Raw genomic sequence first — 12254 nt, forward strand, 5'->3', positions numbered from 1 at the left:
CATGGAGCATATTGATCTGACCCTGATCTGGGCCGTCATCATCGCCTTCGGTGTGGTGATGTACGTGCTCATGGATGGCTTCGATCTGGGCGTGGGGATCCTCTTCCCCTTCGCCCCGGATGATTCCAGCCGCGATCTGATGATGAACTCCGTCGCCCCGGTATGGGACGGCAACGAGACCTGGCTGATCCTCGGTGGCGCCGGGTTGCTCGGCGCCTTCCCGCTGGTGTACACGGTATTGCTGCCGGCGCTCTACATCGGGGTGTTCCTGCTGCTCGCGGGGCTGATCTTCCGCGGCGTGGCCTTTGAATTCCGGTTCAAGGCAAAAAAGTCCCGCTACCTCTGGAACTGGGCCTTCGCCGGCGGTTCCACGGTGGCCGCCTTCGCCCAGGGGGCGGTGGTGGGCGCGTATATCCAGGGCTTCAATACCGTCGATGGCGTCTATGTCGGCACCGCCCTGGACTGGCTGACCCCCTTCACCGTGCTCACCGGGGTGGGGCTGTTGCTCGGCTACGCCCTGCTCGGCAGCACCTGGCTGATCCTCAAGACCGAGGGCGAGCTCCAGCAATGGGCCTACCGCGTCAGCCTCCCACTGCTGGCAGCGGTGCTGGTGGTCTTTGCCGTTATCGGCGTCTGGACGCCGTTGGTGGATGAGTTCGTCCGCGAGCGCTGGTTCGGGAATCTCACCACCATCTGGGTGCTGCCGCTGCTGACCCTGCTGGCCGCACTGGTGCTCTACCGCGCCGTGCAGCGGCGCCAGGAGGGCATCCCCTTCGTGGCCACCATGGCGCTGTTCGTATGCACCTATCTCAGTCTGCTGGTGAGCAAGTGGCCCTACGTGGTACCCCCGGAGTACACCCTTTGGGATGCCGCCTCGGCCCCTGGCTCGCAGCTGTTCCTGCTCATCGGGGTGCTGTTCGTCACGCCGATCGTGCTGGCCTACACCGCCTGGACCTACTGGGTCTTCCGGGGCAAGGTCAGTGCCGACGTGGGCTATCACTGACCAGCGGGGGCGGGGCTGAGCCCGCAACGCTGGCTGGCCACCGAGGCACGGGCGGTCCGGCCGCAGCTCGCGGCGGCGGCGGCGGCGGGGATCATCCACGGTCTGGCCACCGTCGCCCAGGCGGGGCTGGTGGCTTGGGTGATCGCCCGCCTTGCTGGCGGCGACCGCCCTTCGGGCGCGATCCTTGCCGCCCTGGCGGGCGCCGTGGCGGTGCGTGCCGGCACGCTGTATTGTCAGCGCCGGGCGGGGGTGGAGGCCGGGTTGCGGGTGTGTGCAGCGGTTCGCGAACGGCTGCTGCGCCAGCTCGCCCGTCTCGGACCCAGCGGTTTCGCGGATCAGCACGCGGCGGGGGTGGCGAGCCGGGCGGTAGAGCAGGTGGACGCGCTGGACGGCTACTTCGCCCGCTTTCTCCCCCAGTCGGCGTTGGCGGTGGTGGTGCCCGTCATGATGCTGGCGGTGGTGGCGGCGCTGGATTGGCTGGCGGCGGTGTTCCTGTTGCTGGCCGCGCCGCTGATTCCCCTGTTCATGGCCTTGGTAGGCATGGGCGCGGAACGTCTCAACCAGGCCCAGTTCCGTGAGCTCTCCCGCCTATCCGGGCGCTTCCTGGATCGGGTCCGGGGGCTGCCCACGATTACGCTGTTCGATCACGGTGAGCGCAGCATAGAAGAGGTGGCCGCGGCCGCCGAGGGTTATCGGCGGCGCAGCATGCGGACCCTTCGGGTGGCCTTTCTGTCCTCGGCGGTGCTGGAGTTCTTCGCCTCGGTCGCCATCGCCGTGGTCGCCATCTATACCGGCTTCGCCCTGCTCGGCTATATCGAGTTCGGTCCCGCCCAGGAGATGACCCTGTTCTCCGGCTTGTTCATCCTCCTGCTTTCCCCCGAATTCTTCCAACCCCTGCGGAATCTCGCCCAGCATTACCACGATCGGGCCGCGGCCGTGGGCGCCGCTGCCGAGGTGCTGGGGCTGCTGGAGCGGCGGGCGCCGGCAGCGCATACCCGCGATCCGGGGATGGCTGCAGGGGCCGTCGCCGTGGACGGTGTCTGCGTCGACGACCAAGAGCGCGGCCGGCTGTTCGGACCGCTATCGCTGACGGTGGCGCCGGGGGAGTGTCTGGTGCTCACCGGGTCCACCGGGGCGGGCAAGACCATGCTGCTGCGGCTGCTCGCCGGCTTCCTCGAGCCCTCGGTCGGGGCGGTGCGGGTCGGCGGCGACGGGGCCTTCGCCTGGCTCGGTCAGCACCCGTTGCTCGTTCGGGACAGCGTTGCCGGTAATATCCGCCTGGGGCGCCCCGGCGAGATTCCGGAGGCGGAGTTACAGGCGGCGGCCGATGCCGCGGGGGTGTCGGCGTTTGCCGCGGCGTTGCCCGACGGGATGGATACCCCGGTCGGGGAGCGGGGTTACGGCCTCTCCGGGGGCCAGGGGCGCCGGCTCGCCTTGGCCCGGGTGTTCGTCTCCGAGGCCCCCCTGGTGCTGCTCGATGAGCCCACCAGTGGCCTGGACGGGACCTCCCGGGAGCACGTCGTGGCGGGCATACAGCGCCTGCGCGAGCAGGGGCGTACCCTCGTCATCGCCAGCCATGACCAGGCCCTGGTCCCGCTCGCGGACCGCCATATCGCGCTGGCGCAGGGGGGTCTCCATGTGGCATGACCTGCGCCCGTATCTGCGCCTCCTCGGCGGCCACCGTGGCCGCCTGCTGCTCGGCGGTGTGCTCCTGCTGGTCACCACGCTCGCCGGTACCGGCCTGCTGGCCCTGTCCGGCTGGTTCATTACTGCCACCGCCGTCACCGCGGCCCTCTGGGCCGCCGGCGCTGCGGCCTCCCTCGATATCTACGTCCCGGGGGCGGGGATCCGAACCTTCGCGCTGACCCGCACGGTGGCCCGCTATCTGGAGCGGTTGTACAACCACGACACCGTGCTGCGGCTGCTCGCCGAGTTGCGGACGGCCGTATTCGCGCGACTGAGCCGGTTAGATCCCGCCACACTGGCGCGGTTTCGCACCGCGACCCTGTTGAACCGCCTCACTGCCGATGTGGATGCCCTGGACGCGCTGTATCTGCGCATCCTCGCGCCGCCGTTGGTGGCCCTGGCGGCCGTGGCGCTGCTCGGCTTGCTGATGGCGGTGTTCGCCCCCCTGATCGCCTTGTCGGTGAGCCTCGTCCTCCTCGCCCTCTGGCTCGGTGTCAACACCCTGGCGGGGTGGGGCAGTACTGCGGTGAACCGTCGGCTGGCCGATGCCACGGAGGCGCTGCGGGTGGGGGTGGTGGAGCAGGTGGACGGGCTCGCCGAGCTCCTCGCCTTCGGCACTGTGGCGGGTCATCGCCGTCGGCTACTGGAGACCGACCGGTCGCGGGCGGCCTGTCACCGTCGCCTCGCCCGCCGCTCCGGCCTGGGGGAGGCCCTGATGCATGGCGGGGTTCAGGGCACGAGTGTGCTGGTCCTTGCCCTCGGTGTCTGGGCGTACCCGCCGGGCGAGTTGTCCGCGGCGGTAGTGGCGCTATTGGTGCTGGCGGTGCTCGGCGTCGGCGAGCTCTTCGCCACCCTGCCGTCGGCCTTCGTGGACCTCGGTCGCGTCCGCACGGCGGCCCGGCGGGTGAGCACCGAGATCGGCCGCACCACCGCGGTGGCCCCGCCAGCACGTCCGGCCCCGGCGCCGGTGGCCGATGACCTCTCCCTGGAGGACGTCACCTTGCGCCATGCGCCCTGGATGCCCCCGGTCCTCGCGGAGGTGGATCTCCGGATCCCGGCGGGTTCTCGGCTGGCGGTGGTCGGCCCGTCGGGTAGTGGCAAGAGCAGCATTGCCGATCTGTGCGTACGGCTGATCGACCCCACCAGCGGTACCGTGCGCCTCGGGGGCACGGACCTGCGGCGGCTCGAGCCGTCGTTCCTGCACCGGCGTTTGGCCTATCTCACCCAGCGCGGCGAGCTCTTCGACGATACCATCGCCGGCAATCTCCGCATCGCCCAGCCCGGAGCCGGTGAACCGGCGCTGTGGCGGGCACTGGAGGTCGCAGGGCTGGCGTCGTTTGTCGCGGACCTCCCGGCGGGCCTGGATACCTGGGTGGGCGAGAGCGGCCGCCGTCTATCCGGTGGGCAGGGGCGGCGCCTGGCCCTGGCCCGGGTGGTGTTGCGGGATGCCCCCGTAGTGCTGCTGGACGAGCCGTTCACCGGCCTGGACGCCGCTACCGCCGCCGATGTGGCGGAACGCCTGGATCAGTGGCTCGCCGGGCGTACGGCACTGCTGCTGGCCCATTCGGTGGCGGCGCTTCCGTCGGTGGACTACGTCCACGAGCTCCGTGATGGTCGCCTCCTCCCAGCGGGGAACGGCAGGGGCTGACCTCGGCGGGGGACGTTCTTTTCAGCGCGCGTTCCGGATCGGGTAGCATGCCCGGGTTCGCACCCAGGGAGACGAGCGCATGCACACACCGGAGGGATTCGCCGAGCTGCTGCTGATCCTGCTGATTGCCGTCGCGGCGGCCGCGGCCTTCCTGCGCATACGCCTCCCCGCCGTGCTCGGTTATCTGGCCGTGGGCGTGCTCGTCGGCCCCACCGCGCTGGGGGTCGTTGAGGATGTGGAGACCATCTCCGCCCTCGCCGAGCTCGGTGTGGTGCTGCTGCTGTTCACCATCGGCCTCGAGTTCTCGCTGCCGGACCTGGCCCGGATGCGGGGGGCCCTGCTGGGGCTCGGCGGTGGCGAGGTGGCCATTGCCGGGGCGGGTGCCTTTGCCGTGGCGCTGTCCCTGGATGTGCTGGTCCCCGACGCCCCGGCCATCGGCGTCGACGGGGCGCTGGTGATCGCCGGTGTCGTGGCGATGTCGTCGACCGCGCTGGTCACCAAGCAGCTCGCCGATCAGCTGGAGCTCAATGCCCGCCATGGCCGCGGGGCCTTGGGCATCCTGCTGTTCCAGGACCTGGCGGTGGTGCCGTTCCTGGTGGTGATCTCCGGGCTGGCGGCGCCCACCGATGGGGGGATCGGCGGGGCGCTCGCCCTGGCGCTGGGCAAGGGGATCTTCGCCGTGGCGGTGATCCTGCTGGTGGGGCGGTTCGTGCTGCAGCGTGCCCTCAACCAGCTGGCGGCGCTGTACTCCGGGGAGCTGTTCACTCTTGCCGCCTTGACGGTCGCCCTGGGCGCATCCTGGTGGACCGCCTTCCTCGGGCTCTCGCCGGCCCTCGGCGCCTTCGTCGCCGGCATGATGCTCGGCGAGAGTGCCTTCCGGCATACCCTGGAGGCCGAGATCCGGCCCTTCCGGGACGTGCTGCTGGCGTTGTTCTTCGTCAGTATCGGCATGCTCCTGGACCTTACTGTCCTACCGCAGGGCTGGCCCTGGATCCTGCTGTTGTTCGCCGCCCTGGTGGTGTTCAAGTTCGTGCTGGTGGCCGGTCTCGGGTTGGTGGCGCGGATGCCGGCGGTGACGGCGGTACGCACGGGGCTGTGCCTCGCCCACGGCGGCGAGTTCGGCTTTGCCCTGCTGAGTCTGGGGCTCAGCCACCAGATGCTGCCGCCGGCCTATGGCCAGGTGGTGCTGGCGGCGCTGCTGTTGTCCATGGCGGTGGCGCCGCTGGCGTTGCGCTTCAATGGCGTGCTCGCGGAGTGGATGCTGCGACAGGCCCCGGAGCAGGCCGAGGGGCCCGGTGATGCGCACACCCTGCCCGCCGGGGAGGGGCGGGTCCTGCTGGTGGGCTTCGGCCGGGTGGGGCAGCACATCGCCCGGGTGCTCGATGAAGCGGGCTACCCCTGGAGCGCCCTGGATGCCGACCCGATACGAGTGGAAAACGCCCGATCTGCGGGGGCGCCGGTGGCCCACGGCGATGGGACCCGGCTCGAGGTGCTCCGGGCCGCAGGGGTGGAACGGGCCCGGGCGGTGGTCTTCACCCTGGAGGCGCCGGAGGCGTTGGTGTCCACCGTGGACGCGTTGCGTGCCGAGCAGCCGTCGCTGCCGTTGCTGGTGCGTTCCCGCGATGACGCCTGGCTCGCTGAGCTCCAGGCCGCCGGGGCCACGGAGGTGGTGCCGGAAACCCTGGAGGCCGGGCTGATGGTGAGCTCCCACGTCCTCCTGCTCCTCGGGGAAACCGCGGAGGCGGTGAGCGCGCGCATCGGCGCCCTGCGCAGCGACCGCTATCGACTGTTGCGGGCGCTGTTCCCCGGCGCGGCCGATGCCGAGCCGCAGGCGCAGCAGTTGCGCGCCGTCCATCTGGACCGGCACGCGCGGGCGGTGGGGCGGCGTATCGCCGACCTGGGACTGGAGGCCCTGGGCGTCCAAGTCGCCGGATTGCGGCGCGAGGGTGGCGACGAGGAAACCCCCGATGCGGGGGACGTGGTCCACGCCGAGGATACCCTCACCCTAGCCGGCACGCCGGCCGCGCTGGATCGTGCCGAGGCGGCGTTGGTGCGTCGCGGCTGAGCCCGGTCAGTAGTGCGGCCGCTGATAGCCTCCGGGGATGCCGTTGCGCGAGAACACGAATTGCCAGAGCTGGATGTCGCGCGCCCGGAAGGCCCCTGCGCAGGAGAGCAGATAGTACCGCCACATGCGATAGAACCGCTCGCCGTAGGTGTCGCGGAAGCGCGGCCAGGCGGCCTCGAAATTGGCGTGCCAGGCCATCAGCGTGCGGTCGTAGTCGGCCCCGAAATTGTGCAGGTCCTCGGTGACGAAGCGCCCTTCGGTGGTGTTGTGGATCTGCACCAGCGAGGGCAGGTCGCCATTGGGGAAGATGTACTTGTCGATCCAGGGGTCCGGGGTGGTATCCGTGCGGTTCTTGCCGATGGTGTGTAGCACGAATACCCCGTCGTCACTGAGATTGCGCTCGACCACGTCCATGAAGGTATCGTGGTTCTTGCGGCCGACGTGCTCGAACATGCCGACGCTGACGATGCGCTCGAAGGTCTCGTCGAGGTCCCGATAGTCCTGATGGCGGAACTCCACCGGCAGGCCTTCACAGTCCGCGCGTCCCTTCTGCACCTGCTCGTCGGAGACCGTCAGGCCCACGCATTCCACGCCGTAGCGTTCGGCGGCGTACTTCATCAGGCTGCCCCAGCCGCAGCCTATGTCCAGTACCCGCATGCCGGGCTCCAGTTGTAGCTTCCGGCACAGCAGCTCCAGTTTGTCCTCCTGGGCCTGGTCCAGGTTGTCGGCGTAGCGCCAGTAGCCACAGGTATAGGTCATGCGGCGGTCGAGCATGGCGGCGTAGAAGTCATTGCCCAGGTCGTAGTGGGCCTCGCCCACCTCCCAGGCCTTGCGCGCCGTCTGAAGGTTGAGCAAACGCGCGCGCAGCGCGTGCAGGGCCAGGCGCATCGGCCGAACCTGTTCCTCGATGCCGCTCGCGAGGATTCGATGGAAGAACTCGTCGAGGCGCCCGCAGTCCCACCAGCCATCCATGTAGGCCTCACCCAGGCCCAGGTTGCCGTAGGCGAGGGCGCGGTCGAAGACCCGCTCGTCGTGGACCTGGAGGTCCCAGGGGCGATCACCGTTGATGCGGACATCGGCCTGCGCGAGGAGCTCCTCGGCCAGACCTCGCGAGCCCTGCCCGGAGCGTGTCCGCCGCTGTGCGGTCTGCTCTCTGGCCTCGGCCTCGGTTTCCTGCATGACCCCTTCTCCTCCCTCACGGCCTGGCGTGGACGCTTACCATAACCATGGCGTCTTCGCATTGGAATTCAAACCCGCTGATCATGCCAATAGTCAAGGGCTATGGGAGGGCATACTCGCCCGGGGCGCGCTGGTTGCGTACCCTCGTGGGGCCGGAGTCGGAGAAGGCAAGGGGCGAGGGTGTTGAACCAGTTCTTGTTGACCATCGCGGTAATCGCGGTAGTGGTGATCGTGCTTCGCTTTCGCGGGGCCGGCGCAGCGGCGAAGCGTGTGCCGCGGCGCCAGACACGGCACTGGCCCCCGAGCCGACGCGCGATGGCCGGCTATGCCCTGGTTGCCCTGTTGATCGTTGCCGTGAGCACGGTGGTCTATTTGCAGTGGGCGGAGCAGCACCGGGTGGTCACGGTGCGGGTGGTCGACACGGAGAGCGGTGACCAACAGGAATACCTGGTCTACAAAAAGGACGTGGGCGGGCGCTCCTTCCGCACCGTGGACGGGCGTTACGTCTCGTTGAGCGCCTCGGATCGCATGGAGCTCGACGAGGCACCGGAGCGCTAGCGGGATGCACCGGCGCTCACAAGGACGTAGGATGGGCCGTTATTCCAGCGGGGGTGTTTCAGGGAATGAATCTGGAAAGGGTGCTGTTCGGCTTCTTTATCCTGTTGGCACTGACCCTGAACTTTGGGTTCTTCCTGGGCGACTTTGACGAGCCCGCTCACCACAATGTATTCGAGCTCTATGCCGCGTTGGTGGTGTCGCTGATCGCCACGGTGCTCAAGTTCGGGGAGCGCACCCAGATCGGGGCGATCCTACTGGCCTCCAGCCTGGTGGCGGACCTGCAGCTGATCACCGCCGCAGTGGTCTGGGCGGCCGCCGAGCACGTCACGGGCGTGGGCCTGACCCCGGCGGTGATGGCCAGCATCGTCTCGCTGTCCGGCGGCGCGCTGCTCGCCAATCTCGCCTCGGTGACCATACTCATCATCGAGACGGTCAACATGCAGCGCTGAGCCCGCCATGGCGGAGCTGGTCGACGTCCCCCGCCACCGCATCGTGCCTTTGGTACTGCGGCGCATGCGACCGCCGTTGCTCACCCTGATCAGCGCCTATGCGGTGGCCGTTCTCGGTCTGGTGCTCATCCCCGGTGTCGATGGCGACGGTGGACCGGTGCACATGAGCTTTTTCCACGCGTTCTACTTCGTCAGCTATACCGCCTCCACCATCGGTTTCGGCGAGATCCCCCATGCGTTTAACGACGCCCAGCGGATGTGGGTAACGGCGAGCATCTATGTGCTGGTGGTCAGCTGGTTCTACGCCATCGGTACCATCGTGGCGCTGGTCCGCGACCCGGTATTCCAGCGGGTGGTGGTGTGGAACCGTTTCCGCTACAACGTCAGCCGTCTCGATGAGCCGTTCGTGCTCATCTGCGGCTACGGCGATACCGGCACCCTGCTCGCCTGGGAGGTCACCGAGGGGTTGCAGCGTGCGGTGGTGGTCGACTGGGACGAGCGCAAGCTGGACGGCCTGAGCACGGAGGGGCACCGCTCCTATATCCCGAGCCTTTGTGGCGACGCCAATCTCACCGACAACCTGCTCGCCGCGGGGTTGACCCACCCGGGCTGCCGTGCCGTGCTCGCCGTCACCGACGCCGATCACACCAATCTGCACATCGCCGTGACGGCCAAGTTGCTCAATCCCGGGGTCATGGTGATCGCCCGGGCCGAAAACGAGGAGACCCGGGGCAACATGGCCTCCTTCGGCACGGATTACATCATCAACCCCTATGAGACGTTCGCCGGTGGTTTCCTGCTGGCCATCGGGGCGCCCAATGCCCATCGGCTCTATGCCTGGATGAGCAGTCGCCGGGAGTTGCCCGAGGGCAGCGAGCGCCTACCCCGGCAAGGGTGCTGGATCATCTGCGGCTTCTCTGCCCTGGGGCGTGCCATGTACGAGCGCTTCAGCGAATCCGGCCTGCGCACCGTCATCGTGGATCCCGAGGAGCCTCGGGGGCTACCGGCCTCCCAGTCCTTCGTCGCCGGCAAGGGCACGGAGGCGGCTACCCTGCAGCAGGCCGGTATCGCCGGGGACGGCGTCGCGGGGGTGATCGCTGCCACGGATGATGACACCGACAACCTCTCCATCGCGGTGACGGCCCGCGAGCTGGTGCCCACCCTCTACGTGGTGGCGCGCCAGAACCATGCCACCAATCGTCACATCTTCGCGGCGGCGAAGGTGGACATGGTCATGGAGTCGAGCCGGGTGATCGCCCTGCGCATGCTGCGGCTGCTCGCCACCCCGATGCTCCCGCAGTTCCTCCACCTGATCCGCGGCCGCCACGAGCAGTGGCTGGGGACGCTGGTGGAGCGCTGGCAGGCACGTATCGGCGAGGCCACACCTCTGCTGTGGGCTATGACGGTCTCCGATGGCGACACCCCCGAGCTGCGCCACGCCCAGCGGGAAGGGCGTACGGTGCGTGTTCAGGATCTGCTGCGGGACGCCCGGGACCGGCGGATGCAGCTCCCCGCGGAGGTGTTGATGATACTGCGTGACGGCGAGCCGTGGCTGCTGCCACCGCACTCTGCGACCCTGGAGGCCGGTGACCAGCTGCTGCTGTGTGGGCGCGCCGACAGCCGCGCCCGGGTACGGCGGACGGTCAACGATCAGGATACCCTGCACTACGTGCTCACCGGCGAGCATCCGGCACATGGCCCGCAGGGCCGCTGGCTGGAGGCCATCAGCCGGTAACCGTGGTAACCTGTGGCCATGAGCACCGACGACGAGAACAACGCCAATGCGCGGGCGCTGCGCATACGCCTGGCATCCGGCACCCTCATCGGCGCGGCGGTGGTGGCGCCGGTGATGTGGTTCACCGCCGGCACCCTGCCCGGCGATTTCGTGGCAGGGGTCTGGGTGGGCACGCTAGCGGCGTTCATCATGGTGGCCGGACCGCTCCCGCTGCCCGAGCGCCCGGGCACAAGCCGTGCGTTGGTGACCGTCGTCACCGTGGTGGTGGGCATCCTCGGCCTGTGGCTCCTGCGCGGCGGCCTCGGACAGGAGGGCGCCGGTGGCTCGGGGATGGCGCCGCTGCTCGCCTTCGGGGTGGGGGCGATACTGGCCCACTGGAGTTGGTCGGTGCAGATCAATCGCACCGCCCACCGAATCGACGAGTAGCGGGACAACGCCCTTGAAGCGCCTCTGGCTGATCGACGCGAGCTACATCCACGCCGTCAACCTCCAGCTCTTCGGACCGAATCAGCGGGTGGATTATCTGCGACTGCGCGGCCTCATAGAGTCCCGCTTCGGCCCGCTGTGGCGTGGCTATTACCTCAACGGGATACAAAACGAGACGCACGAGGCGCGGGATCGCTTCCACGGCTGGCTACAGAGCGCTGCGCCGGTGGGGCCGAACCTCATCGTCCGCCTCTATGGGCTCAAGAGCGAGCGCGTGCGAAACGCCTACTGCCAGGATTGCGGCGGTAAGGTGGATGTGACCTGCCCCCGGGGTGGGGATGCCCATACCCTGGTGAACCAGCGCCAGATGGGGGTCGATGTCGGGCTCGCCACGCTGGCGCTGGTGCACAAGGAACGCTACGACACGCTGGTGCTCTCCTCCGGCGACGGCGACCTCATCGACGCGGTGGAGCACCTCTCGGAATCCGGCAAGGGTATCGAGTTGGCGGTGTTCTCCGCCGGTGTCTCCGCCGAGCTGCAGGCACGCTCCGACCAGGTGCTCTGGCTCGACGAGCACATGGACGAGCTCACCGGTTGAGATAGCGCTCGTCGTCGAAGCTCCACACCCACTGCGGCCGGTAGACCACCAGCATGGTGATCACCGTGCCATTGATGAAGCCCTCCGGGAACATCAGCAGCGGCAGTATCGGCAGGTAATCCGACGCCGCCGCCGCGGCCTCGGGGGCGGCGGCGGACGCCAGCGCGATGAGCGCCAGATAGGCGGCGCCCGCTGCCAGGATGGCGCCGAAGAAGGCGTTCAGCCAGACGTAGATGAAGAAATGCCACGGCAGCACCCGGGCGACCACGTTGGCGAAACCCTGGGTGACCGCGACCGGAATGGCCGCGCCCAGTAGTGCCGTGGCCCCGAGTGTGGTCCAGGCACCCCCCGCCACGGCGATGGACAGCGCCGAGGCGAGGCTGCCGGCCAGTAGCGCCAGCCGCCATCCGAACATCAGGGTGAGGCTGGTCATACCGAGGAAGTGCAGCTCCAAGGCAGGGTGGATGCCCGCCCGCATCTGCCACAGCAGCATGACCAATACCGCGCTGGCGTAGAACACATGCTGCTGCTCCGAGGCCCGGAGCCGCGACCAGGGCGCGCGCCACAGCGCCCGGCCAAGCAGCAGCGCCAGAGCGGCATTGGCCAGCCACAGCCAGCCCGTCGGTAGTAGATCCGCGGGTACGTTCACAGCCGTAGGGTAACAATCCCCGCCCCCGCGGGGGCAGGCGCCCCCGAGCGGTGGCCCGCGGCCCCGATTACCGGCTCTGGCAGGTGTTCATCCCCAGCAGGCGGTACGCCGGGCAGAAGCTGACCACAGCGGTGGCGAGCGGGATCAGCCCGATCCAGCCCCACGGCGTCTGCGGGCCGATGAACACCAATGCGATCAGGACAATGCCTACAATGGCGCGGATGATGCGGTCGATGGTACCGACGTTCTTGGACATGG

At 68.8% G+C, this 12254-nt stretch carries 12 protein-coding genes; 9 read left to right on the forward strand and 3 right to left on the reverse strand.

Annotated features, from left to right (window positions below; genetic code table 11):
• The first annotated feature begins 1 nt into the window (after position 1).
• The 4 genes from cydB (at position 2) to ACQ754_RS00970 (ending at position 6402) form a co-directional block, all read left to right on the forward strand.
• A complete protein-coding gene (gene cydB, locus ACQ754_RS00955) occupies positions 2 to 1003 on the forward strand; it encodes a cytochrome d ubiquinol oxidase subunit II (protein WP_440995107.1) in 1002 nt (333 codons plus the stop codon).
• Between the two features lie 33 nt (positions 1004 to 1036).
• The gene (gene cydD / locus ACQ754_RS00960) at positions 1037 to 2650 is read left to right on the forward strand and encodes a thiol reductant ABC exporter subunit CydD (protein ID WP_440995654.1); all 1614 of its coding nucleotides are present in this window, start codon (positions 1037 to 1039) and stop codon (positions 2648 to 2650) included.
• Positions 2640 to 4337 (forward strand): thiol reductant ABC exporter subunit CydC, encoded by a 1698-nt coding sequence (cydC, locus tag ACQ754_RS00965; protein ID WP_440995108.1) that lies wholly within the window; start codon positions 2640 to 2642, stop codon positions 4335 to 4337. Before cydD ends, cydC begins: the two co-directional genes overlap by 11 nt.
• A gap of 79 nt (positions 4338 to 4416) precedes the next feature.
• A complete protein-coding gene (locus tag ACQ754_RS00970) occupies positions 4417 to 6402 on the forward strand; it encodes a cation:proton antiporter domain-containing protein (RefSeq protein ID WP_440995109.1) in 1986 nt (661 codons plus the stop codon).
• 6 nt (positions 6403 to 6408) lie between these two features.
• On the opposite strand, the gene cfa is transcribed toward ACQ754_RS00970, so the two are convergent.
• Positions 6409 to 7581, reverse strand: coding sequence for a cyclopropane fatty acyl phospholipid synthase (gene cfa / locus ACQ754_RS00975; RefSeq protein WP_440995110.1), 1173 nt, complete (start codon positions 7579 to 7581; stop codon positions 6409 to 6411).
• Positions 7582 to 7764: 183 nt separating this feature from the next.
• On the opposite strand from cfa, the gene ACQ754_RS00980 reads away from it, so the two are divergent.
• From ACQ754_RS00980 to ACQ754_RS01000, 5 genes are all read left to right on the forward strand, one after another.
• Entirely contained in the window at positions 7765 to 8139 is a 375-nt protein-coding gene (locus ACQ754_RS00980; RefSeq protein WP_440995111.1) for a hypothetical protein, read from the forward strand.
• Between the two features lie 65 nt (positions 8140 to 8204).
• Positions 8205 to 8588, forward strand: a complete 384-nt coding sequence (locus ACQ754_RS00985) for a DUF6394 family protein (protein WP_440995112.1) — start codon at positions 8205 to 8207, stop codon at positions 8586 to 8588.
• A 7-nt stretch (positions 8589 to 8595) separates the two neighbouring features.
• Positions 8596 to 10323: a potassium channel family protein gene (locus ACQ754_RS00990; RefSeq protein WP_440995113.1), complete on the forward strand. Its 1728-nt coding sequence runs from the start codon at positions 8596 to 8598 to the stop codon at positions 10321 to 10323.
• A gap of 18 nt (positions 10324 to 10341) precedes the next feature.
• A complete protein-coding gene (locus ACQ754_RS00995) occupies positions 10342 to 10749 on the forward strand; it encodes a hypothetical protein (protein WP_440995114.1) in 408 nt (135 codons plus the stop codon).
• A gap of 13 nt (positions 10750 to 10762) precedes the next feature.
• The gene (locus tag ACQ754_RS01000) at positions 10763 to 11347 is read left to right on the forward strand and encodes an NYN domain-containing protein (RefSeq protein ID WP_440995115.1); all 585 of its coding nucleotides are present in this window, start codon (positions 10763 to 10765) and stop codon (positions 11345 to 11347) included.
• Here ACQ754_RS01000 and ACQ754_RS01005 read toward each other — a convergent pair.
• Both ACQ754_RS01005 and ACQ754_RS01010 read right to left on the reverse strand, forming a co-directional pair.
• A complete protein-coding gene (locus ACQ754_RS01005) occupies positions 11337 to 11996 on the reverse strand; it encodes an energy-coupling factor ABC transporter permease (protein ID WP_440995116.1) in 660 nt (219 codons plus the stop codon). The two genes, ACQ754_RS01000 and ACQ754_RS01005, sit on opposite strands and share 11 nt — an antisense overlap.
• A gap of 67 nt (positions 11997 to 12063) precedes the next feature.
• A complete protein-coding gene (locus tag ACQ754_RS01010; protein WP_440995117.1) occupies positions 12064 to 12252 on the reverse strand; it encodes a YgaP family membrane protein in 189 nt (62 codons plus the stop codon).
• Positions 12253 to 12254 lie beyond the last annotated feature (2 nt).

Source organism: Arhodomonas sp. SL1, assembly GCF_052060015.1.
Lineage (GTDB): Bacteria > Pseudomonadota > Gammaproteobacteria > Nitrococcales > Nitrococcaceae > Arhodomonas.

Coding starts and splice junctions, on each gene's coding strand:
- ACQ754_RS00990 (WP_440995113.1), top strand. CDS start 8,596: ATGGCGGAGCTGGTCGACGTCCCCCGCCACCGCATCGTGCCTTTGGTA.
- ACQ754_RS00995 (WP_440995114.1), top strand. CDS start 10,342: ATGAGCACCGACGACGAGAACAACGCCAATGCGCGGGCGCTGCGCATA.
- cydC (WP_440995108.1), top strand. CDS start 2,640: ATGTGGCATGACCTGCGCCCGTATCTGCGCCTCCTCGGCGGCCACCGT.
- cydB (WP_440995107.1), top strand. CDS start 2: ATGGAGCATATTGATCTGACCCTGATCTGGGCCGTCATCATCGCCTTC.
- ACQ754_RS01010 (WP_440995117.1), bottom strand. CDS start 12,252: ATGTCCAAGAACGTCGGTACCATCGACCGCATCATCCGCGCCATTGTA.
- cfa (WP_440995110.1), bottom strand. CDS start 7,581: ATGCAGGAAACCGAGGCCGAGGCCAGAGAGCAGACCGCACAGCGGCGG.
- ACQ754_RS00985 (WP_440995112.1), top strand. CDS start 8,205: ATGAATCTGGAAAGGGTGCTGTTCGGCTTCTTTATCCTGTTGGCACTG.
- ACQ754_RS00970 (WP_440995109.1), top strand. CDS start 4,417: ATGCACACACCGGAGGGATTCGCCGAGCTGCTGCTGATCCTGCTGATT.